Here is a 21,381-nt window from a genome sequence, read left to right as displayed (position 1 = left end):
GATTTCGCGGCTGTGCGAGGTCAGACCGTGCGCGTTTCGGGGCGTCATGGCACCCCGAAGCGCGCACGGACGCCCACTCACCCGAGAGGGGTGCGCAATGCTCAAGTTCACCGTCCGGCGGTTGGTGTCCGGGCTGGTCCTGCTGGTCGTCGTCACCTGCGGCTCGTTCTTCCTGGCGCACCTCGCGGTCGGCGACCCGACGGCCGGGCTGCTCGGCAACAACGCCACTCCCGCGCAACAAGCGGTGCTGCGCCAGCAGCTCGGGCTCGACCGGCCGCTGCCGGTGCAGTTCTGGGACTGGGCCTCGCACGCCGTCCGCGGCGACTTCGGCACCTCCTGGCGCAGCTTCCAGCCGATCTCCGAGCAGATCGCGCTGCGGGTGCCGGTGACGCTGTCGGTGGTCCTCGCGGCCACCTTCCTGGCCGCCGCGCTGGGACTGGTGATCGGCGTGGTGGCCGGGCGGCGGCCGGGCGGGCTGCTGGACCGGTGCCTCAAGCTCGCCTCGGTGGTCCTGTTCGCGCTGCCCGGGTTCTGGGTGAGCCTGGTGCTGGTGCTCTGGTTCGCCGTGCAGCTGCGCTGGTTCCCCGCGGTGGGCTACGTGTCGCCGGACGAGTCGGTGCTCGGCTGGCTGCGCTCGATCACGCTGCCCGCGGTGTCGTTGTCGCTGACCGCGATCGTGCTGGTCGCCGAGCAGCTGCGCAACGGCCTGCTGGAGGTCGGCGGGCAGGACTTCGTCCGCACGCTGCGGGCTCGCGGCCTGCCCGAGCGCAGGGTGGCGCTGCACGTGCTGCGCAACGCCTCGCCCGCCGCGCTGACGGTGCTGGCGCTGATGTTCGTGGGACTGCTCGGCGGGGCCGTGGTCGTCGAGGTGGTGTTCAACCTGCCGGGCATCGGCAGCCTCACCCAGTCGGCCTCGCAGATCGGCGACATCCCGGCGCTGCTCGGGCTGACCGCCGTGACCGTCGTGTTCGTGGTCGTCGTCAACTTCCTGCTCGACCTCGTGCTCGGGTGGGTCAACCCGAAGGTGCGTGAGAAGTGACCGCAACCGCGCATGCCGACCGCGGCCTCTGGCGGCGCTACCTGCGCCGTCCCGCCGGTGCGCTGGCCCTGGCGGTGTTCCTGCTGGTGGTGCTCGCCGGTCTGCTGGCGCCGCTGCTCGCGCCGCACGACCCGAACCACGTCGACTTCACGCTGGCCCAAGCGCCACCGGGCCCCGGGCACCTGATGGGCGGTGACTCGACGGGGCGCGACATCTTCAGCCGGTTGCTCTTCGGCGCGCGCACCACGGTGTACGGCGCCGCCGTCGCGTGCCTGACCGGGATCGCGCTGGGCGTGCCGGGCGGTGTCGCGGCCGGTTACCTCGGCGGCCGGGCGGACCGGATCGGCTCGTGGATCAGCGACGCCGTGCAGTCGGTGCCCGGCATGGTGGTGCTGCTGATCGTCGCTGCGGGCACCGGCTCGAACTTCACCGTGCTGATGGTGACGATCGGCGTGTTCATGGCGCCCGGCTACTTCCGCATCTCGCGCTCCCGCGCGCTGGCCGTGCGCAAGGAGCCCTACATCGACGCGGCCCGCGTCGCGGGCCTGACCGACGCCCAGGTGCTGCGCAGCCACGTGCTGCGAGCGGTGCGCGCACCGATCATCATCCAGACCGCGCTCACCGCGGGCATCGCGATGGGGATGCAGACGGGGCTCCAGTTCCTGGGCGTGGGCGCTGCGTCGACGCCCAGCTGGGGGCAGATGATGAACGACGGCTTCCGCACCATGCTGAACCACCCGCTGATCCTGCTGTGGCCCTCGGCCGCGCTCGGCCTGACCATCGCGGCCCTGGCGTTCATGGGCTCGACGCTCGCGGACCTGGTGAGCGTGCGGGCCGGTGACCCCGGTCGGCACGATGCGGCGGAACCCGACCACCCGCGCACGGGCACGCTGGTGCACCCGCCGGAGCAGGCGGCGCTGCGGATCGACAACCTCCGCGTCGCCTACCGGGAGCAGGTGGTGCACGGGATCTCGCTGGACGTCGCGCCCGGCGAAGTGCTGGGCATCGTCGGGGAATCCGGCTCGGGCAAGTCGCAGACCGTGTTCGCCGCGCTGGACCTGCTGCCCGCCGCGGCGCGCAGCACCGCCGACGGCATCCGGATCGGCGGCCGCGAGGTCGGCGGTCTGCCGCGCGGCAAGCGGCACGCGCTGCTGGGCACCGAGATCGGCTACGTGCCGCAAGAACCGATGAGCAACCTCGACCCCTGCTACACCATCGGGCACCAGCTGGTCGAGCCGCTGCGCGCGGTGCACGGACTGGGCAAGGCACAGGCGCGGGAGCGCGCCCGCGAGATCCTGCGGCGGGTGGGCATCGCCGAACCCGACCGGCTGCTGGCCAGCTACCCGCACCAGATCTCCGGCGGGATGGCGCAGCGCGTGCTCATCGCCGGAGCCGTCGCGGGGCGGCCGGGCCTGCTGGTCGCCGACGAGCCGACCACCGCGCTCGACGTCACGGTGCAGGCCGAGGTCCTGGAGCTGCTGCGGGAACTGCAGTCCGAGCACGGCATGGCGCTGGTGATCGTCACCCACAACTTCGGCGTGGTCGCCGACATCTGCGACCGCGTGGTGGTGATGAAGGACGGCGCGATCGTCGAAACCGGCCCGGTCGCCCGGATCTTCGCCGAACCGGCCGACCCCTACACGGCCGAACTCATCCAGGCGTCCCAGGAAGACACCGAAACCCGCGCCGAACTCGACGCGGCACAGGACCGACCCGGACGGACGGTGCGCGCATGAGCACGAACCACAGCTCGCTCCTGGAGGTGGACGATCTCGTGGTGGACTACCGCCGCGGTCGGAGCACCTTCCGCGCGCTGCACGGGGTGTCGTTGAGCATCGGGGCGGGGGAGTGCGTCGGGCTGGTCGGCGAGAGCGGCTCGGGCAAGTCGACGCTGGGCAAGGCGATCCTCGGGCTGAGCCCGGTCTCCGCGGGTTCGATCCGCATCGACGGTCGCGACACCACGCGCGCCAGCGGCGCTGAGCGGCGCCGGCTGGCCGCTGACGTGCAGGTGGTCTTCCAGGACCCCTACGGCTCGCTGGACCCGGCGATGACGGTGGGCCAGGCGGTGGCCGAGCCGCTGCGGGCGGCCGGGACCGACCGGGAGACCGCCCGCGCCGCGGTCGCCGAGATGCTCGACCAGGTGCGGCTGCCCGCGGACGCGGCGGAGCGCTACCCCGGCGAGTTCTCCGGCGGGCAGCGGCAGCGCATCGCCATCGCCAGGGCGCTGGTGCGCCGGCCGCGGCTGATCATCTGCGACGAGCCGGTCAGCGCGCTGGACCTGACCACCCAGGCGGCCGTGGTCGACCTGTTCATCGACATCCAGCGCGAGACCGGGGTGTCCTACCTGTTCATCTCGCACGATCTGGGTGTGGTGCGCCGCATCTGCCACCGGGTTTCGGTGATGTACGGTGGGCGAATCGTCGAGTCGGGGGCGAACGGGACGATCACGCGCAGCCCGGCGCACCCGTACACGCGTCGACTGCTGCTCGCGTCCCCGGTCGCCGATCCGGCCCGGCAGGCCGAGCGCAGGCGGGCGTGGCTCCGGCTGCGCGACCCGGGCGAGTCGAGCACAACGTAGGGACCATGCCGAAGATCATCGATCACGACCAGCGACGCCGGGAGATCGTCGCGGTCGCCAAGCAGCTCATCATCGAGGGCGGGTTCGAGGCCGCGACCATGCGCAGCATCGTCGCGGCGGCGGGTTACGCCAACGGTGCGCTCAAGCGGTACTTCCCGAGCAAGGACAGCATCATCGCGGCCACCTTCCAGAGCGTGCTGGCCGAGATGAACGAGCGCTCCGGCGAACAGCGCCCGGAGTCCGAGGACGCGGAAGCGGCACTGCGCCACTACGTGGAGGCCGCGCTGCCGCTCGACCAGTACCGGATCGACTCGGCGCGGATCCTGCTGGCCCTGTGGGAGCACTCGGTGACCAACGAGGAGCTGGCGGAGCTGTACCGCGAGCACCTGCGAACCTGGCGGGCCCAGCTGGCGGAGCGGATCGCCGCGGCCCGCGGCAAGGGCGAACCGCCGGACGCCCCGGCGGTGACGGCGGTGGCGGGCGAGATCATCGGCGTGTCCATAGGGGCGAACGTGACCTGCCTGATGTTCCCCGACGGAGCCCTGATCCCGGAGTACCGCGCCTACGTCGACCGCCTCCTCCGCCACATCGCCGACTGAACCCCAGACCGGACGGCACTGGGTTTCCGGACGCCGCGTTCTCGGCCGCTCCGGTGGTGGCGAGCTTCGTCGATTTCGCTTGAAATTGGCGACCTCGCCACCGCAGGTTTCGTCGACAACGCAGCCAATTTCATGCGAAATCGCTACCCCCGCAAGGCGACCGCCTACCGCTCTGATCTCAACCCGGCCCCGTCGTCAGCCGGCCCGTCACCGCCGCAACCCCACCCCGCTATCACCGCCGATAGCGGGGTGCTGCCCCGAGTTTTTGGTCTACAGTCGTAGAATGACGACTGAACTCGCCATCACCCGCACCGTTGCGGACGAGGTCACCGGTCCCGCCGTCGTCCTGATCCACGGCTTCGCCTCCAGCGGCGCGCAGGACTGGCCAGTCGGCCGGTGGGCGCGACCGCTGGCCTCCGCCGGACGCGAAACGCTGGTGGTCGACCTGCCCGGGCACGGCGCGAGCCCGCGCGTCGGCTCCGCTGCCGAGGGCACCACCGGGAAGGTGCTGGACAAGCTCGCCGAGGCGCTGCAAACCGCTGGCACCGATACCGTCGACGTGATCGGCTACTCCCTCGGGGCGCGGTTGGCGTGGGATCTCGTTGCGGTGAGCCGGGTTCCGGTCCGCCGGCTGGTGCTCGGCGGGTTGAGCCCGGTCGAGCCCTTCGGCGCGGTGGACGTCGCCGCCGCTCGCGCCGCGGCGCGGGGCGGCGACCGGCCCGCCGATCAGCTCACCGGCATGGTCCTGGGCATGGTCACCGCCCCCGGGCGGGACGCCGAATCGCTGCTGTCGCTGGTGGAAGGGCTGGCTCGCGAACCGTTCGACCCGGCGGCGGCTCCGCCCGGGGTTCCCGCGCTGCTGGTCGGGGGAGCGGACGATCCCATGTCGCAGGGCGTCAACGGGCTCGCCCACCACCTGCCGCGGGGCGAGGTGCTGCGCGTTCCCGGGGATCATCACGGAGCTCTCACGGGTGATGAGTTCCGGGCTGCGGCGGTGGAGTTCCTCCGCTGATCACCAGGTCCCGTCGGGGCTGAGCTCCCGGTCGAGCCAGAGGTGTTCCAGTGCCGCGCGGAGCTGGGCCCCGTGCTCCTGCCACAGGTGCAGGGCGGCGAGGTTGTCGGCCAGCTGCTCCGCGCGGCTCACGCCGAACAGGACGTTGGCCACCGCCGGGTGTGCCAGGCAGAAGGCGATCGCGACCTGCGCCGCGGTCGCGTCGAACTCGGCCGCCACGGCTGCCACGTCGTCCGACACCGCGCGGATCTGCTCGCGGATGTTGCCCGGGTCGGCGCCGATCTTGCGCTGCGGGTGCTTGCGACCGGCGAGGATGCCGCCTTCGAAGACGTCCGAGGCCTGCAGGGCGAGGGTGCCGGTGCGGAAGTGCTCGCCGTACGGGCCGCCCTCGGCCATCGAACGGCGGACGATGCTGTACTTCAGCTGGGCGAAGCACGGCGGCACCAGGCCTTCTCGGGCGGCGAAGTCCACTGCGGACGTCAGATCGGCGGCGATCCAGTTGTTCACGCCCCAGCTGCCGATCCGGCCCGCGCGGATCTGCTCGTTGACGTCCAGCACGATCTGCCGCACGTCCGGTTCTTCCAGGTAGTCGCCGACCACCGCGGTGTCCAGGTGCGTCACGCCGACCCGCTCCAGGGAGGTGGTCAGCTGCTCCTCGAAGCCGGTGCGCGGGTACTCCCACAGCCACAGCTTCCCGCACAGCTGGTACCGGTCCCGTTCGATCCCCGCCGCGCGGACGGCTTCGCCGAAGATGATGTCGGTGCGGGCCTGCTCGGCGTGCGGGCCCGTGTTGTAGTGCGCGACGTCGAACAGCGTCACGCCCCGCTCGACCGCGGTCGAGATCAGCGCGACCGCGTCGGCGAAGTCCATCCGGTCCCAGGTGTTCCAGGACCCGAGGCCGAACACCGAGGTGCGCGTCCCGCCGGGGCCGAGCTGCCGGATCGCGGGGTTTCTGCTCTCCTCCACGATTCTCCCTTCATCGCAACGGCTTTTTAGTCTACGGTCGTATAATAAAACGTGATCCGGGTGCGCGGCAGGTGTCGCGCCGAATCGAGGGTGGTCTGCGATGGGCGAGCTGTCCCGAGTGGTGCTGGTGACCGGAGGCGGCAGCGGAATCGGCCGCGGTGTCGCGGAATCCTTCGCGGCCGGCGGGGATCGCGTGGTGGTCGCCGACATCTCGGCCGGTGCGGCCGAATCGGCGGCGGCCGAGCTCGGCGCGGAGTGGGTGGCGGTGGACATCGCCGACGCCGGCGCGGTGGAGGCCGCGGTGGCCGAGGTGCACGACCGGATCGGCGCGGTGGACGTGCTGGTCAACAACGCCGGGCTCACCGCGGGCGGCGGCCCGCTGGTGGAACTGGACGTCGCCGCCTTCGACACGTGCTTCCGGGTGAACCTGCGCGGCACCTTCCTGATGACCAGGGCGGTCGGCGCGCGGATGGCCGAGCGCGGCGAAGGCGGCGCCATCGTGAACATCACCTCGATCGGCGCGCGGCAGCCCACGCCCGGTCTCGGGCACTACGAGGCGAGCAAGGCCGCCGTCGAGGCGCTGACCAGATCGGCCGCGATCGAGCTGGCGCCGCGCGGAATCCGGGTCAACGCGGTGGCGCCCGGGCCGGTGCGCACGCCGATGACAGCTGGGCTCACCGCCGATGCCGCCGCCCGCGCCGCGTGGGAGCAGCGGATCCCGCTGGCCCGGATCGCCGAGGTCGCCGACGTGGTGCCTGCCGTGGTGTTCCTGGCCTCCCCGCAGGCCCGGCACATCACCGGCGCGAGCCTGCAGGTCGACGGCGGCCAGCTGCTCGGCTGAGCTGTCGAGTTGTTGCCAGGCGCGACTTTTCCGTCTCCATTCGTAGTCTGATCTTTCGCGGTGCTCCGCGAGAAGGGGTTGGCGATGACGCTTCCGACGACGACCGCGGCGGCCGTGCTCACCGGGCACGTGCAGCCGCTGGCCCTGCAGGAGGTTCCCCTGCCCGCCGAGGTGGAACCCGGTGCGGCGCTGGTGCGCATCACCTGCGCCACGCTGTGCGGCACCGACGTGCACCTGTGGCAGGGGCGGATGACCTTCCCCGGGATGCTGCCGGTGATCCTGGGCCACGAGATGGTCGGCGAGGTCGTCGCGGTGGGGGAGTCCACATCGGACGCGCTGGGCAGGCCGGTCGAGCCGGGTGCCCGGATCGGCTGGTCGGAATCGGTGTGCGGCCGCTGCTACGGCTGCACCGTCCTGCGCGAACCGGTGGCGTGCGCCGACCGCGGCTACGGATTCCGCCAGCGCGCGGACCGAAGCCCCTACTCGACCGGCGGTTTGACGCAGCTGTGCTACGTGACCCCCGGCGCGGCCAAGCTCCTGCTGCCCGGCGAGGTGCCGGACACCTGGGCGGCGATGTCGGGCTGCGCGGGCAAGACCGTGCTGCGCGCCTTCGACCGGGCGGGCGGCATCCGCCCCGGCTCGACCGTGGTGGTGCAGGGCGCGGGTGCGCTGGGCATCTTCGCCACGGCGGCCGCCCGGATCGCCGGAGCGGCGCAGGTGATCACCATCGGCGGCCCCGACGACCGGCTGGCGGCCGCGACCCGCTTCGGCGCCGACGTGACGGTGCCGCTGAGCCGCAAGCCGGTGGGCCGGATCGCGACGGTTCGGGAGCTCACCGGCGGCCGCGGCGCGGACTACGTGTTCGACTTCGCCGGTGCCGACACCGTCGGCGCCGAAGCGGTGGGCATGGCGGCCCAGCGGGGCACGATCGTCGTGGTGGGCTCGACCGGCACCAAGCCCACCCCGGTGCCGCTGGGCGAGGTGATGGGCAAGGAGCTGACCGTGCGCGGCTCGCTCAACGGCGACATCTCCGACTACCACCGGGCGGTGGAGTTCTTCCGCACCTTCGCCGACCGGATGCCCTGGGACGAGCTGTTCAGCGAACCGGTCGGCCTGGGCGGGGCGTCCAAGGCGCTGGCCGCGATGGCCAACCAGGGCAAGATCAAAGCCGTGATCGACCCCCGCCTGCCCTGATGCCGCTCAGGGGCGCCAGCCCGGGTCCCGGCCGGTCAGGCCGATGAGCCGGTCCAGCGGCGGGGCGTCCGCGGCGACCTCGACCGGTGGGTCGAACGGGCCTTCCTCGTCTCCGGCCGCCGGGCCGACGAACTCCAGGCACGCGGTCAGGGATTCCTCGTCGCAGTCGAACGGCTGCCCGGTCGCCTTCGCGAGGTCCCAGCCGTGCACCACGAGCTCGTCCAGCGCGATCAGACCGGCCACCGGGCCGGGCAGCTCCAGGCCACCGGCCTGCGTCATCCCGTCCCAGGCCGCCGGATCCGCCCAGGCCCCGGCCATCGCGGTCAGCTGCTCGGGGATGCGGGTGCGCCAGTCGGCGGGCAGCCGGGACGCGTCACCGGAAGGCCCTTGCGCGGTCAGCGAGAAGTCCTTCACCGCCGCGCCGGTGAAGGCCAGGCTCAGCCCGCTGATGTGGTCGATCAGGTCGCCCGCGGTGTACTCCGAGCACGGGGTCGGCGCGGTGAGCTGGGCATCGGTGACGCCGGTCAGCAGCGCGGCCAGCCGGTCGGCGGCGGGTTGCAAATCGTGCATCGGAACTCCTCGAAAGCGTCGGATCGCCGGTGCATACGACCATGAACCACCGACACCGGCCCCGCGCGCGGTCGGCTAACGTGCTGTCGGCTCATTTGCACGGCGAACGAACGAGGCGGGGGATGTCTGCACCGGACAGGACCAAGTACGTGCTGATCCTGGGCGGGTTGTCCGCGTTCGGCCCGCTGGCCATCGACATGTACCTGCCCGCCTTCCCGGAGATCGCCGCCGAGCTCGGCACCGGGGCCTCCCAGGTCCAGCTGTCGCTGACCGCCTGCACGCTCGGGCTCGCGCTGGGGCAGCTGGTGGCCGGACCGCTCTCGGACACCTTCGGCAGGCGGCGCCCGCTGCTGATCGGGCTGGTGGTGTTCACGCTGGCCTCGCTGCTGTGCGCGTTCGCCCCGTCGGCGTACGCGCTGGCCGGGTTGCGGCTGGTGCAGGGGCTGGGCGGGGCGGCCGGGATCGTCATCGCGCGGGCCGTGGTGCGCGACCTGTACTCGGGCATCGAGATGGCCCGGTTCTTCTCGCTGCTGATGCTGGTCAACGGGCTGGCGCCGATCCTCGCGCCGCTCATCGGCGGGCAGCTGCTGCAGGTGACGTCGTGGCGCGGGGTGTTCCTGGCGCTGGGCCTGATCGGGGCGGTGCTGCTGGTGGCGTCCGCGTTCGGGGTGCGCGAGACGTTGCCCGCGCAGAACCGGCGGGCCGGGAACCTGGGCGACACCCTGCGCACCTTCCGCGCGCTGCTCGGCGACCGCGCGTTCATCGGGTGCTCGCTGTCGTCCGCGCTGGCCTTCGCGGCGATGTTCGCCTACATCTCGGGCTCGTCGTTCGTGCTGCAGGACGTCTACGGCATGTCGCCGCAGCTGTTCAGCCTGGTCTTCGGGATCAACTCGCTGGGCATCATCCTCGTCGGCCAGCTCAACGCCCGCCTCGTCGAGCGCGCCGCGCCCCGGCGCCTGCTGGCCATCGGCCTGGGCTGCACCGCGCTCGGGGGAGTGGCGGTGGCGGTGTCGGCGGCCGTCGACGCGGGCCTGGCCGGGCTGCTGCCCGCGTTGTTCCTGGTCGTGTCCAGCATCGGCATGGTCTCGCCGAACGCCACGGCGCTGGCGCTGTCCGGGCACCCGGAGACGGCGGGCAGCGCTTCGGCCCTGCTCGGTGTGATGCAGTTCTCGGCAGGCGCCTTGGCGGCTCCGCTGGTCGGCTCGGCGGGCACCGGCACGGCCTTGCCGATGGGCCTGGTCATGGGCGGTTTGTCGGTGGCCGCCGTGATCGTCTTCGCGGTGCTGGTCCGCCGCGGGAGCACCGCGTAATTCAGGTGCGCCCCGGGCGCCGAGTTGACAGGGTGGGGCGCATGAACAACGCCGCAGCGGTGTCGATCACCACTCCGATCACCGAGAGCATCGTGCGCGGTGCGCTGGAGCTGGAGCGGACGGAACGCGGGGTGCGGCCGCACCGCCTGCCCGCGCGAGCGCGCGCGCAGTGCGCCGACGGGCAACTGGCCATGGTGGAGTCCCAGCCGTCCGGGGTCCGGCTGGTCTTCCGGACCGCGGCGACCGCGATCGAGCTGGACGTGCTGGCGACCAGGAACGTCTACCGGGGCGCCCAGACCCTGCCCGGCAACGACTACGACCTGCTCGTCGACGGCCGGTTGGCCGATCGGGCCAGGGCGACCGGTGGCAACGTGGTGACCATCGACATGGCCACCGGCGGTGTGGACACCGAATCCGGCCCGGTCGGCACCGTCCGGTTCGCCGGGCTCGCCGCCGGGGTCAAGGACGTCGAGATCTGGCTGCCCTACCGGGAGGTCACCGAGCTCGTCGAGCTGCGCACCGACGCGCCGGTGGAACCCGCCCCGGACCGCGGCCGCCGGGTGTGGCTGCACCACGGCAGCTCGATCAGCCACGGCTCGAACGCGGAGAGCTCCACCACGACGTGGCCGGCGCTGGCCGCGGCCGCCGGCGAGGTGGAGCTGATCAACCTCGGGCTCGGCGGCAGCGCCCTGCTCGACCCGTTCACCGCCCGCGCGCTGCGCGACACCCCCGCGGACCTGATCAGCGTCAAGATCGGCATCAACGTGGTCAACGCCGACCTGATGCGCCTGCGCGCGTTCGGCCCCGCGGTGCACGGCTTCCTCGACACGATCCGCGAGGGGCACCCGAGCACGCCGCTGCTGGTGATCTCGCCGATCCTGTGCCCGATCCACGAGGACACCCCGGGCCCCGGAGCCCCGGTGTTCGCCGACGGGATGGTGCGGTTCCGGGCGACGGGCGATCCGGCGGAGCGCGCAGCCGGGAAGCTGACGCTCAACGTCATCCGCGAGGAGCTGGCGCGCATCACCGCGCAGCGGGCGGCCGACGACCCGAACCTGCACCACCTGGACGGGCGAGAGCTCTACGGCGAGGCCGACTTCGCCGAGCTGCCGCTGCCGGACGCGCTGCACCCGGACGCCGCGGCTCACCGCCGCATCGCCGAGCGCTTCGCCGAGCTCGCCTTCGGAGGACCGTTCCGCGCCGTGCTATAGGTATCTCATGGTTACCGAGCAGGGCAGCGCGTTCGAACGGGGGAAGCTGACCGATCCGGACTGCCCGACCCGGCTGGTGCTCGACCGCATCGGCGACAAGTGGACGGTGCTCGTGGTGACCCTGCTCGCCGACGGCCCGCTGCGCTTCACCCAGCTGCGCGCGGGCATCGGCGGCGTCGCGCCGAAGGTGCTGACCCAGACGCTGCGGGCGCTGGAGCGCGACGGCCTGGTGACCCGCACGGCCTACCCGGAGATCCCGCCGAAGGTGATCTACGAGCTGACCGAGCTCGGCCATTCGCTGCGCGCCCCGGTGGCGGCGATCGCCGACTGGTCCGAGCGCAACGTCAACCGGATCCTCGCCGCTCGAACCGCCCACGACCAGGCCTGATCACCCGGACCGGGCCAGCAGCCCGGCGCCCAGAGCGGTTCGGTTGTAGAGCACGTACCGGCCTTCCCGCTGCACCGAGACCAGTCCGGCGGCGCGCAGCGCGGTCAGGTGCTGCGAGGCGTTGCCCGCCGACATCCCGGTACGGCGAGCGAGCTCGGTGGTCGACCTCGGGGCGTCCAGCTCGGTCAGCAGCACAGCCCGGGATCGGCCGATGACCGCGGCCAGCGCGTCGAGCGAAGCGGGTTGCTTCGGCGCCCAGAGCGCGCCGATGCCGCGGGACGGGTAGCGCAGCGCGCTCGGCCACAGCGGCTCCAGCTTGGAGAAGACGACGGGCCAGATGAACGTCGACGGCACCAGCACGAGCCCGCGACCGTCGAGGACGTGCGTGCCCTCGAAGTACCGGTGCCGCACCCGCAAACCGTCCTCGCGCCACTCGACCGCCGGGCTGAGCTCGCTGAACAGCCGCTCGGCCCCGCCTTCCACCAGCAGCGCACCGCGGTGCCGGACGTCCTGGTCCAGCAGGTCCTGCATCTCCGGCCACCACGGCTCGACGGCCAGCGCCCAGTAGGCCTCGATCACCTCGGCCAGCCGCGGCAGCTCGCGAACCGGGTCGGCGTGCAACCGGCGGACCGGCTCGGAAGGCGCGCGCACGGCGCAGTCGATCATGGTCCGGACCGTGCGCGCGGGCACCGACCGGAGATCGGCCAGCTCCTCGGCCAGCGTCGGCCGCTGCCCGGCGGGCACCGGGGCGAGGAACCCGGGCAGGATCTTGCTCGGCGTCGGCACCAGGTCGAACAGCAGCGACAGGTCGGCGGTGCTGCGGTCGAGCCGGGACCGGGCCTCGGCCCGCCACGCGTGGTGCAGCGGGTGCTTGCCGGGCTCCTTCAGGACGCGAACGCTCGCCGTGACCTCCCACAGCGGGGAGCGGGCGAACCTGATCCGGGCCAGGCCCTCGGCCGACATCGTCATCCTGAGCAGTTGCGGCCTCCCGGTGGTGGATTCGGCCCAGTCTAAATTCGTGGTCACCGGGCCCGGGAACCGCGATCGTCGCCACGTGATCGAAAAACCAGCGTTGCCGGGGCAGTTCCGGTCGTTCTTCGCCGCGATCGCGGGCAGCGACTTCGGCACCCAGGTCAGCTACGTCGCGCTACCCCTGACTGCGGTCCTCGCGCTCGGCGCGGGCGCGGCCGAGGTCGGTGCCCTCACCGCTCTCACCACGGCCGCGTTCCTGCTGATCGGATTGCCCGCCGGGGCCTGGGTGGACCGGCTGCCCCGCCGCGCGGTGATGATCACCGCGGACGTGGTGCGCGCGGTCCTGTACGGCTCGGTCCCGGTCGCCTGGCTGCTGGGGGCGCTGACGATGCCGCAGCTGTACGCGGTGGCGCTGCTCGGCGGGGTGGCGACGGTGTTCTCCGAGGTGGCCGCGCAGACCTTCCTGCCCGAGCTGGTGGGCCGCGGCCACCTGGTGCGGGCCAACGCCCGGTTGATGGGCGCGCGCGGGGTGAACCAGATCGTCGGCCGCAGCGCGGGCGGCTTCCTGGCCTCGGCTTTCGCCGCACCGGTCGTGATCGCGCTCGACGCGCTCAGCTACGCCTGCTCGGCCGTCGTGCTGTGGCGGATCGAGGTGACGTCCCCGGCGGCCCCGCCGCGGCCGAGGTCGCGGGTGTGGCCGGACGTGCGGGACGGACTGCGCCACGTGCTCGGGAACCGGATGCTGCGACCGCTGGCGGTCGAAGGTGCGCTGACCAACTTCGCCACCACCCTGACGATCACCGTGCTGCCGGTGGTGTTCGTCCGCGAACTCGGGCTCGGTGAGTGGGTTCTCGGAGTCTTCCTGGCCATCGGCGGCTGCGGAGCGCTCGCCGGGGCGATCTGTGCGCGAGCCCTGGCCGCCCGCTTCGGGCACGGCCGGGTGCTGTGGATCGCCGGTGCGGCCGCCAGCTGCGCCGGGTGCCTCGTACCCGTGCTCGGCAGCGGTCCCGGGCTGTGGATCGCCGCCGCCGGGTGGGCGGTGACCACCACCAAGACCGGCATCGGGAACGTGCTGGCGGTGAGCCTGCGGCAGTCGATCACCCCGGACCGCCTGATGGGCCGGATGAACGCGACGTTCCGGTTCCTGCTCACCGGCGCGCTCGCCGTCGGGGGAGTGCTCGCCGGTGTGCTCGGCGAATCGGCGGGCGCCCGCGCGGTGCTGTGGGTTTCGGCGGGAGTCTTCGCGGTCACCTGGCTGGTGGTGTTCCTCTCGCCGCTGCGCTCCCTGCGCGAACTGCCCGGAGCTCAGCTCACACCGGTTGGCGCGACCAGGTGAGGACGTCCCGGCAGGTGCCGATCAGCCGCTGCCGCAGCACGGCCGCCTCATCGGCGAACTCGCGCTGTCTGCGGGCGTAGTCCGCGCGGCCTTCGGGGGTTTCGATCGGGACCGGCTGGTAGCCCAGCTCGCGCAGGTCGTAGGGGCTGGCCCGCATGTCCAGCTCGCGGACCCGCACCGCCAGCTCGAAGCAGTCCGCGACCAGCTCGGCGGGCACGAACGGATCCAGCTTGTAGGACCACTTGAACAGGTCCATGTTCGCGTGCAGGCAGCCCGGCTGCTCCAAGCGGACCTGGTCGGCGCGCTCGGGCTGGAGGGTGTTGAGCGGGCGCGCGGGCGGGGTGAAGAACCGGAACGCGTCGTAGTGCGTGCAGCTGACCTGCATCGAGTCCACGACCTCGTCGGTGCCCGCGTGCCCGAGCCGCAGCGGCCAGCCCGAGTGGCGGATGTCGGCCGGTTGCGTGCGGTAGACCATGGCCCACTCGTGCAGCCCGAAGCAGCCCAGCCGGGGTTTGCGGGCCGCGGTGGCGCTGAGCAGGCCGAGCACGAACTCCGCGGTGCTGCGGCGCTTGTCGGTGAAGGCCGCGGGATCGAGCGCCACCCCGTCCGGGGTGGTGGTGAAACCGCGCCGGTCGAGGAATTCCGCGCCACCGGCCAGCACCACGCCGACCTCCGGCTGCCAGCGCTCCAACCGCGCCGGGCGGAAGCTGTAGTAGGTGAACAGGAAGTCCAGCACCGGGTGCTTGCGGTGCTCGTGCTGGCGTTCGCGGTGCGGGCGCGTCCACTCGGCGACGCGTTCGCGGTGGGCGGCCTGCCGGGCCCGCCACTGGTCTTCGGACAGCACGGTCATCGCCGGTCAAGGGTAGTCGGGCCGCCTCAGCGGTGGAACCGCACCCAGTCCACCTCGACGTAGGGGATGGGCTTGTCGGCGATGACCGACAGGTGCACGGTGTGCTGCCCGTCCACCGGGCGCGTCAGCTTGACCGGCACCACCCGCCACTCCGGCCCGCGATCCAGGGCAACCGGGATCTTGGCGATCTCCTCGCCGTACGGCCCGTCCAGGCGGAGCTTGATGCGGGTCGCGTCGAGGTCCTTGTCGACCACGGTGCGCAGTCGGAGTGAGACCTCGGTCGCCGTGCGGTCGCCGAACTGGACGTCCTGGAAGGTGATCGAGGAGCCGTGCAGCATCGGGCCGACGAAGCCGACCGGCTCGCCCGCATCGCGATCCGAATCGAGCTTGGCCTTGTCACGCTCGCCGAGGTAACCGTGTTCGGCTTCGACCGTGCCGAAGGCGTTGACACGGATCATCGGGGCGGGGGAGTACGTGGTCGCCTTCCCGGGAACGCTTGTGAGCTCTGGCCCACCGGCGCGCCCGAGCAGGAATCCGCCGGTCGCGGCGCCGATCGCGAGCACCGCTGTCGCGCCGAGCACGATCGTGGTGCGGGTGCTGGAGCGCTTCGCCGCCGGTGCCGGCGCCGTGGCCTGCTCGGACGGGGTGGCGGAGGGGGTGATCGGGCGGGGCGGTTCGATGTCGCGGAGGTACTCCTCGAACGGGTGTTCCCCGGCCTGGCGGGCCAGGTCGTGCACCCGCTGCCGCACCTCCATCAGCGGCATCCGGCGCGCCGGATCCTTGATCATCAGCCCGCTGATCACCTCGCCGATCGGCCCGGTCTGCCGGTGCGGCGGTACCGGGCCGTGCACGATCGAGCTGATGGTGATCAGCGGATCGCCGCTGCTCTCGTAGGGCAGGCGCCCTTCGGCCGCGGCGAAGAGCATCGCGCCGAAGCTCCACAGGTCCGCGTTCGCGCCGAGCTCCCCGCCGATCGCGATCTCCGGGGCCAGGTAGGCCGGAGTGCCGACCAGCACGCCGGAGCGGGTGAGGGTGGATTCGCCGGTGCTGCGGGACATCCCGAAGTCGGCGAGCTTGACCTGGCGATCGGCGCCGAGCAGCACGTTGCCGGGCTTGACGTCGCGGTGCACGATGCCCATCTGGTGCGCCGCCTGCAGCGCTGCCGCGACACCGTCGGCGAGCACGGCCAGCTTCGCGGGCGGGAGCGAGCGGTGCTTGTTGAGCAGCTGGGCGAGGCTGAGCCCGTGCACCAGCTCCATCACGACGAACGGCTGCTCGTCCTCGCGCGCCACGTCGTAGAGCAGCACGGTGTTCGGGTGGTTGAGCGCGGCCATCGCCCGTGCCTCGCGCAGCGCACGTTCCCGCATCTCAGCCGCGTGCTCCTCGGCGAGCCCGGGGGACAGGCGGAGTTCCTTGACCGCGACGGGGCGGTGCAGCAGCTCGTCCGTTCCGGCCCAGACGTGGCCCATCGCGCCGTGGCCGATGGTGCCCTCCAGGCGATAGCGAGCTCCGATCAGGCGGCGTTCAGGGGCGGTGTCTGCGAGGTGAGGCACCTTCTGATCATCCCGCACTTCCGGCGAACGGGTGACCGGGTCGGGCGATATTGCCCGACCCGGTGCCATCAGTGCACGTGAGTGCCGTCCCGGACGGTTCCGACGTATTCCTCGACGAGGTCTTCCATGGCGACGACGCCGACGGGTGCGCCGGTGGTGTCGACGGCGGTGGCGAGGTGGCTGCCGGAGCGCCGCAGCGAGGCGAGCGCTTCGTCGAGCCGGGCCGCGGCCGAGACCGTCGGCAGCCGTCGGATGCGGGCCGGTGCGATCGGGGTGGACGGGTCCTGCCCGGCCTGGTCGAGGACGTCCTTGATGTGCAGGTAGCCGCGCATCTCGCCGTCGTCCCCGCGCACCGGGAAGCGGGAGAACCCGGTTTCGCCGACGACGCGTTCCACGTCGCCCAGGGTGGGGCGGGCGGGCAGCGTGGTGACCTCGGCGGTGGGGACGAGGACGTCGGTGACGGTGTGGTCGGCGGAGGAGAGGGTTTGGGCGAGGCGGCGGTGTTCGGAGTGGTCGATGAGTCCTTCGCGGCGGGATTCGACGAGGAGTTCGGCGAGTTCGGCGGAGGTGTAGGCGGTGTCGAGCTCGTCCTTGGGTTCGACTCGCATGATCTTGAGGATGGTGTTGGCCATCATGTTGAACAGGGCGATGAAGGGGCGGGCGAGTTTGACGAACCCGACCAGCGGCGGGACCAGCCACAGCGCGACCTTCTCGGGTTCGGCGATGGCCAGGTTCTTCGGGACCATCTCGCCGACCAGCACGTGCAGCACCACCACGAGGGCGAGTGCGATGGCGAAGGACACCGCGTGGGTGACCGTCTCCGGGATGCCCAGCGCGGCGAAGGGTGCTTGGAGCTGGTGGGCGACGGCGGGTTCGCCGAGGCGTCCGAGTCCGAGGGAGCACAGGGTGATGCCGAGCTGGGCGCTGGCCAGCATGAGCGAGCCCTGCTGGCTGGCGTTGATCACCACCCGGGCGCGGGCCTTGCCCTGGGCGGCCAGGGCTTGCAGGCGGTCCCGGCGCGAGGACAGCAGCGAGAACTCCGCGCCCACGAAGAACGCGTTCAGCAGCAGCAGCACCACACCGAGCAGAATCGCGAACCCATCGCTCATCGGGTCGCTCCCGTGGCCTCGGCGTGCTCGGGTTGGCGGGTCAGCCGCAGTTCGGCGATGCGGTTGCGGTCCATTCGGGACACGGTGAGCTCCCAGTCGTCCACCGGCAGCCGGGTGCCGACCTCGGGGATGCGGCCGAGCTTGCTGAGCACGTACCCGGCGGCGGTCTCGTAGTCGCCGTCGGGCATCGCGAAGCCGGTGGCGTCGGCGAGCTCGTCGGGCCGCAGCAGGCCGGAGATGATCCAGGTGCGGTCGCCGGAGCGGCGCACCGCGGCGATCTCCCGGCGGTCGTGCTCGTCGCGGACGTCGCCGATGATCTCCTCGACGACGTCTTCCAAGGTCACGATGCCCGCTGAACCGCCGTACTCGTCGACCACCACGGCCAGCTGGAGGCCGGAGCCGCGCAGCCGGTTGAGCAGTGCGTCGCCGGCCAGCGTCTCGGGCACGGTCGGCACCGGTCGGGCCAGCGATTCGATCGCGGTGCTGCGCCGGTGCTCGGCCGCGACGGCGAAGGCCTGCTTGACGTGGACGACGCCGTGGATGTCGTCCAGATCACCACCGTGCACCGGGAAACGCGAGAACCCGCTGCGCCGAGCCAGTTCCAGCAAGTCCATCACCGTGTCACCGACCTGCAAGGCCTCCACCCGAACACGCGGAGTCATCAGTTCCTCTGCGGTGCGGTCACCGAACCGCAACGAGCGATCCATCAACTCCGCCGTGGACTCATCCAACGTCCCGTGCTCAGCACTGGAACGCACGATCGACCCCAACTCCTCCGGAGAACGAGCCGACCGCAACTCCTCCTGCGGCTCCACGCCGAAACGACGCACCACCCAGTTCGCGCTGTTGTTCATCGCATCGATCAACCACCGGAACACCTGCGAGAACCGCGCGTGATACCCCGACACCGCCCGCGCCGTCGGCAACGGCCGCGCGATCGCCAGGTTCTTCGGCACCATCTCCCCGAACACCATCGACAACGTCGTCGCCAACAAGATCGCCAACGTCAACGACACCGCACCCGCCGCCGACACCGGAACACCCACCGCCAACAACACCGGACGGATCAACTCACCGATCAACGGCTCAGCCACATAACCGGTGACCAACGTCGTCAACGTGATCGCGACCTGCGCACCCGAAAGCTGGAACGACAACGTCCGATGCGCCTTCTGCACCGCCCTCGCACGCCTATCACCCACCGCATGCACATGAGCATCAACCGTGCTGCGCTCAAGAGACGTCAGCGAGAACTCGGCAGCCACCGCCAGGCCGGTGCCCAGGGTGAGCACGCCGACGAAGACCAAACCCAACACCGACAGGAGAATGTCGATCACCGGTCACCTCGCGGGCGACCGCGCACGAACTCGGAAACGCCGGGAAGGATCCCCGGCCCGGTACTGCCCCCGTCAGGGGATTGTGCCGCAGGCACTGAAGCCGTCACTCCTCGAAAAGGGAAGGATACGCCCGCCGATTGTACCGTGATCGGTTGCGCGCCAACGCGAACGACGCGCTCAGGACCGGCCGACCAGCGCCAGCAGCCTGGTCTGCTCGTCGGCGTCCGGCGGCACCTGGCGCGGTGCGGCGAAGATCCCCAAGCCCTGCCAGGCGGGCACCTGCGGGGCCAGCACGGTGTGCAGTTCGGCCACCAGCTCGGGGTTCAGCCGCTCGTCGGCGCCGATCCCGCGGGCCAGGTCCCACGCGTGCACCGCCAGGTCCGCGGTCATCTGCCAGCCGTAGTCCTCGGCCGGGATCACGCCGCCGGTGACGTTCACCTCACCGCTGGTGGCCCCCGGTGCGTCCCACGCCCGCCGCGCCGCGTCGGCGGCCGCGGTCCACGCGCCGACCGGGTCCTCGCCCAGCACGTCGCCGTCGAAGCGATCGCCCACCTCGTCGAGGGTGGCGCCGTCCAGCAGCCACGGTGCCCAGAGCTGCTCGGAGACCAGGTGGTTGAGCAGGTCACGGACGTTCCACTCGGTGCACGGCGTAGGGTTGTCCCACTGCTTCGCCTCGATGCGCCGCACCCGGGCGTCGAATTCCGCCATCGCTGTGCGGTGGGCCGTCAACAGCTGCACGATTCCTCCTGGGGTACGGGTGTGAATCCGGTCACGCGCTGATCGTCGGTGCCAACGGATCTGCAGCTAGCGGGCTCCCAGTGTGACTGGAACGTCGCGATGTGTCGTGCGCGGTGAGGCGGGTTTACGCCCCGGTGGTCTGGGCCACTTCGGGGAGTCGTAACCTGCCGAGCAGTTTCTTACGCGCGGGTAACCAACCTCGCGGCACAACCGAAGGCGGTCACCGCCGCCTGGTCAACGAGAGGACGTGATCGTGAGTTCACCCACGGTTGCGGACGCACCGCAGCAGGGGTTCTTCGGACACCCCCGCGGCCTGTCGACGCTGTTCTTCACCGAGATGTGGGAGCGCTTCTCCTACTACGGCATGCGGGCGATTCTGGCCTACTACCTGTACAGCGCGATCGCCGACGGCGGCCTGGGCATTCCGGAATCGACCGCGCTGTCGGTGGTCGGCGTCTACGGTGCCTCGGTGTACATGACCGGCGTGGTCGGCGGCTGGCTGGCCGACCGGGTCATGGGCGCGCAGTCGGCGGTGTTCTGGGGCGGCGTGGTCATCATGCTCGGCCACATCTGCCTGGCGCTGCCCGGTGGCGTCGCCACCGTGGTGCTCGGCCTGGTGCTGCTGGTCATCGGCACCGGCCTGCTCAAGCCGAACGTGTCCGGCCTGGTCGGCGGTCTCTACAGCGACGACGACACCCGCCGCGACGCCGGCTTCTCGATCTACTACATGGGCATCAACCTGGGCGGTTTCCTCGCGCCGCTGGTGTCGGGCACGCTCGGCGAGCGGGTCGGCTGGCACTGGGGCTTCGGCGCGGCCGCGGTAGGCATGGCGATCGGGCTCGTGCAGTACTCGCTCGGGCGCAAGAACCTCGGTTCGGCCGGGCTCAAGCCGGTCAACCCGCTGCCCGCGGATCACAAGGGCCGCGTGCTGGGCCGCGTGATCGGCATCGCGGTGCTGTTCGTCGTGGTGCTCGGCGGCCTGTCGGTGAGCGGCGTGGTGGGCCTCGACGGCATGGTCAACCTGATCAGCATCATCTCGGCGGTGCTGCCGGTCGTCTACTTCGCGGCGATGCTCTCCAGCAAGCAGATCACCAAGATCGAGCGGGACCGGCTCATCGCCTACATCCCGCTGTTCCTGGCCACCGCGCTGTTCTTCCTGCTGTTCGAGCAGCAGCCGAACACGCTGGCCAACATCGCCGAGGCGGACACCGACCTGAACATCCTCGGGTTCGAGATCCCGGCATCGTGGTTCCAGTCGATCAACTCGCTGGCGATCATCATCCTGGCGCCGGTGCTGGCCGCGCTGTGGATGAAGCTGGGCAACCGCCAGCCCACCACCCCGCAGAAGTTCGTCGGCGGGCTGTTCTTCGTCGGCCTCGCGTTCCTGTGGGTCGTGCTGTCGAAGACCGTCGCGGGCGACGACAAGCACCTGCCGCTGATGCTGGCGATGGTGTTCGTGATCCTGACCATCGGTGAGCTGCTGCTCTCCCCGGTGGGCCTGTCGGCCAGCACCAAGCTGGCGCCGAAGGTCTTCGCCTCCCAGACCATGGGCCTGTACTTCCTGGCCCCGGCGATGGGGCAGGGCCTGGGCGCCCAGCTGGTGAAGTCCTACTCGGTGGACAACCAGCAGATCTACTTCGGCATCGTCGGTCTGGCCACCATCGCCTGCGCCGCGCTGCTGCTGGTGTTCTCCAAGAGCATCAAGCGCAAGATGCACGGCGTGCTCTGATCGTTCGAGCGCGCTGGGGAGGCCGGGTCCGGTTCGGGCCCGGCCTCCC

At 71.5% G+C, this 21,381-nt stretch carries 20 protein-coding genes; 12 read left to right on the top strand and 8 right to left on the bottom strand.

Annotated features, from left to right (window positions below; genetic code table 11):
* Window positions 1–97 precede the first annotated feature (97 nt).
* From OU416_RS14280 to OU416_RS14260, 5 genes are all read left to right on the top strand, one after another.
* Window positions 98–1,039 (top strand): ABC transporter permease, encoded by a 942-nt coding sequence (locus tag OU416_RS14280; protein ID WP_270927406.1) that lies wholly within the window; start codon window positions 98–100, stop codon window positions 1,037–1,039.
* Complete coding sequence (locus tag OU416_RS14275; protein ID WP_270927405.1) at window positions 1,036–2,775, top strand: dipeptide/oligopeptide/nickel ABC transporter permease/ATP-binding protein; 1,740 nt, start codon at window positions 1,036–1,038, stop codon at window positions 2,773–2,775. Before OU416_RS14280 ends, OU416_RS14275 begins: the two co-directional genes overlap by 4 nt.
* Complete coding sequence (locus tag OU416_RS14270; RefSeq protein ID WP_270927404.1) at window positions 2,772–3,617, top strand: ATP-binding cassette domain-containing protein; 846 nt, start codon at window positions 2,772–2,774, stop codon at window positions 3,615–3,617. Before OU416_RS14275 ends, OU416_RS14270 begins: the two co-directional genes overlap by 4 nt.
* Window positions 3,618–3,622: 5 nt before the next feature.
* Window positions 3,623–4,216, top strand: coding sequence for a TetR/AcrR family transcriptional regulator (locus tag OU416_RS14265; protein ID WP_270927403.1), 594 nt, complete (start codon window positions 3,623–3,625; stop codon window positions 4,214–4,216).
* 283 nt (window positions 4,217–4,499) lie between these two features.
* On the top strand, window positions 4,500–5,228 hold the full coding sequence (locus tag OU416_RS14260) for an alpha/beta fold hydrolase (protein WP_270927402.1): 729 nt from the start codon (window positions 4,500–4,502) through the stop codon (window positions 5,226–5,228).
* On the opposite strand, the gene OU416_RS14255 is transcribed toward OU416_RS14260, so the two are convergent.
* Entirely contained in the window at window positions 5,229–6,194 is a 966-nt protein-coding gene (locus OU416_RS14255) for an aldo/keto reductase (RefSeq protein WP_372907151.1), read from the bottom strand.
* A 100-nt stretch (window positions 6,195–6,294) separates the two neighbouring features.
* Here OU416_RS14255 and OU416_RS14250 point away from each other — a divergent pair, with 100 nt between their 5' ends.
* Entirely contained in the window at window positions 6,295–7,035 is a 741-nt protein-coding gene (locus tag OU416_RS14250; protein WP_270927401.1) for an SDR family NAD(P)-dependent oxidoreductase, read from the top strand.
* Between the two features lie 84 nt (window positions 7,036–7,119).
* Window positions 7,120–8,229: a zinc-binding dehydrogenase gene (locus OU416_RS14245; protein WP_270927400.1), complete on the top strand. Its 1,110-nt coding sequence runs from the start codon at window positions 7,120–7,122 to the stop codon at window positions 8,227–8,229.
* 6 nt (window positions 8,230–8,235) lie between these two features.
* Here the strand turns inward: OU416_RS14245 and OU416_RS14240 are convergent, their stop codons facing one another.
* The gene (locus OU416_RS14240) at window positions 8,236–8,799 is read right to left on the bottom strand and encodes a TIGR03086 family metal-binding protein (RefSeq protein ID WP_270927399.1); all 564 of its coding nucleotides are present in this window, start codon (window positions 8,797–8,799) and stop codon (window positions 8,236–8,238) included.
* A 122-nt stretch (window positions 8,800–8,921) separates the two neighbouring features.
* On the opposite strand from OU416_RS14240, the gene OU416_RS14235 reads away from it, so the two are divergent.
* From OU416_RS14235 to OU416_RS14225, 3 genes are read left to right on the top strand one after another with little or no spacing between them, the layout of a single operon-like run.
* Window positions 8,922–10,109 (top strand): Bcr/CflA family multidrug efflux MFS transporter, encoded by a 1,188-nt coding sequence (locus OU416_RS14235; RefSeq protein ID WP_270927398.1) that lies wholly within the window; start codon window positions 8,922–8,924, stop codon window positions 10,107–10,109.
* A gap of 41 nt (window positions 10,110–10,150) precedes the next feature.
* Window positions 10,151–11,320 carry a GDSL-type esterase/lipase family protein gene (locus OU416_RS14230; protein ID WP_270927397.1) on the top strand — a complete coding sequence of 390 codons (1,170 nt, stop codon included), beginning with the start codon at window positions 10,151–10,153 and terminating at the stop codon, window positions 11,318–11,320.
* A gap of 7 nt (window positions 11,321–11,327) precedes the next feature.
* The gene (locus OU416_RS14225) at window positions 11,328–11,708 is read left to right on the top strand and encodes a winged helix-turn-helix transcriptional regulator (protein ID WP_270927396.1); all 381 of its coding nucleotides are present in this window, start codon (window positions 11,328–11,330) and stop codon (window positions 11,706–11,708) included.
* On the opposite strand, the gene OU416_RS14220 is transcribed toward OU416_RS14225, so the two are convergent.
* Entirely contained in the window at window positions 11,709–12,671 is a 963-nt protein-coding gene (locus OU416_RS14220) for an ArsR/SmtB family transcription factor (RefSeq protein ID WP_270927395.1), read from the bottom strand. It abuts the gene before it with no gap.
* A gap of 91 nt (window positions 12,672–12,762) precedes the next feature.
* On the opposite strand from OU416_RS14220, the gene OU416_RS14215 reads away from it, so the two are divergent.
* Complete coding sequence (locus tag OU416_RS14215; protein WP_270927394.1) at window positions 12,763–14,016, top strand: MFS transporter; 1,254 nt, start codon at window positions 12,763–12,765, stop codon at window positions 14,014–14,016.
* Here the strand turns inward: OU416_RS14215 and OU416_RS14210 are convergent.
* The 5 genes from OU416_RS14210 to OU416_RS14190 form a co-directional block, all read right to left on the bottom strand.
* The gene (locus tag OU416_RS14210; protein WP_270927393.1) at window positions 13,991–14,866 is read right to left on the bottom strand and encodes a 3-methyladenine DNA glycosylase; all 876 of its coding nucleotides are present in this window, start codon (window positions 14,864–14,866) and stop codon (window positions 13,991–13,993) included. The genes OU416_RS14215 and OU416_RS14210 overlap by 26 nt on opposite strands.
* A gap of 26 nt (window positions 14,867–14,892) precedes the next feature.
* Window positions 14,893–16,419 carry a protein kinase domain-containing protein gene (locus OU416_RS14205; RefSeq protein WP_270927392.1) on the bottom strand — a complete coding sequence of 509 codons (1,527 nt, stop codon included), beginning with the start codon at window positions 16,417–16,419 and terminating at the stop codon, window positions 14,893–14,895.
* 68 nt (window positions 16,420–16,487) lie between these two features.
* Window positions 16,488–17,528, bottom strand: coding sequence for a hemolysin family protein (locus OU416_RS14200; protein WP_270927391.1), 1,041 nt, complete (start codon window positions 17,526–17,528; stop codon window positions 16,488–16,490).
* Complete coding sequence (locus OU416_RS14195) at window positions 17,525–18,862, bottom strand: hemolysin family protein (protein ID WP_270927577.1); 1,338 nt, start codon at window positions 18,860–18,862, stop codon at window positions 17,525–17,527. Before OU416_RS14195 ends, OU416_RS14200 begins: the two co-directional genes overlap by 4 nt.
* Window positions 18,863–19,042: 180 nt before the next feature.
* Window positions 19,043–19,603, bottom strand: a complete 561-nt coding sequence (locus OU416_RS14190) for a TIGR03086 family metal-binding protein (protein ID WP_270927390.1) — start codon at window positions 19,601–19,603, stop codon at window positions 19,043–19,045.
* A gap of 253 nt (window positions 19,604–19,856) precedes the next feature.
* Here OU416_RS14190 and OU416_RS14185 point away from each other — a divergent pair, with 253 nt between their 5' ends.
* Window positions 19,857–21,332 (top strand): peptide MFS transporter, encoded by a 1,476-nt coding sequence (locus OU416_RS14185; protein ID WP_270927389.1) that lies wholly within the window; start codon window positions 19,857–19,859, stop codon window positions 21,330–21,332.
* Window positions 21,333–21,381: the final 49 nt, after the last annotated feature.

Source organism: Saccharopolyspora indica (assembly GCF_027853965.1).
Taxonomy (GTDB): Bacteria; Actinomycetota; Actinomycetes; order Mycobacteriales; family Pseudonocardiaceae; genus Saccharopolyspora; species Saccharopolyspora indica.
This window is presented reverse-complemented; position numbering and strand designations above follow the sequence as displayed.

Excerpts from the sequence above, each read along its gene's own strand:
- OU416_RS14235 (WP_270927398.1), top strand. The coding sequence starts at position 8,922 with ATGTCTGCACCGGACAGGACCAAGTACGTGCTGATCCTGGGCGGGTTG.
- OU416_RS14260 (WP_270927402.1), top strand. The coding sequence starts at position 4,500 with ATGACGACTGAACTCGCCATCACCCGCACCGTTGCGGACGAGGTCACC.
- OU416_RS14225 (WP_270927396.1), top strand. The coding sequence starts at position 11,328 with ATGGTTACCGAGCAGGGCAGCGCGTTCGAACGGGGGAAGCTGACCGAT.
- OU416_RS14240 (WP_270927399.1), bottom strand. The coding sequence starts at position 8,799 with ATGCACGATTTGCAACCCGCCGCCGACCGGCTGGCCGCGCTGCTGACC.
- OU416_RS14265 (WP_270927403.1), top strand. The coding sequence starts at position 3,623 with ATGCCGAAGATCATCGATCACGACCAGCGACGCCGGGAGATCGTCGCG.
- OU416_RS14245 (WP_270927400.1), top strand. The coding sequence starts at position 7,120 with ATGACGCTTCCGACGACGACCGCGGCGGCCGTGCTCACCGGGCACGTG.
- OU416_RS14220 (WP_270927395.1), bottom strand. The coding sequence starts at position 12,671 with ATGTCGGCCGAGGGCCTGGCCCGGATCAGGTTCGCCCGCTCCCCGCTG.
- OU416_RS14250 (WP_270927401.1), top strand. The coding sequence starts at position 6,295 with ATGGGCGAGCTGTCCCGAGTGGTGCTGGTGACCGGAGGCGGCAGCGGA.
- OU416_RS14230 (WP_270927397.1), top strand. The coding sequence starts at position 10,151 with ATGAACAACGCCGCAGCGGTGTCGATCACCACTCCGATCACCGAGAGC.
- OU416_RS14200 (WP_270927391.1), bottom strand. The coding sequence starts at position 17,528 with ATGAGCGATGGGTTCGCGATTCTGCTCGGTGTGGTGCTGCTGCTGCTG.
- OU416_RS14270 (WP_270927404.1), top strand. The coding sequence starts at position 2,772 with ATGAGCACGAACCACAGCTCGCTCCTGGAGGTGGACGATCTCGTGGTG.
- OU416_RS14210 (WP_270927393.1), bottom strand. The coding sequence starts at position 14,866 with ATGACCGTGCTGTCCGAAGACCAGTGGCGGGCCCGGCAGGCCGCCCAC.
- OU416_RS14280 (WP_270927406.1), top strand. The coding sequence starts at position 98 with ATGCTCAAGTTCACCGTCCGGCGGTTGGTGTCCGGGCTGGTCCTGCTG.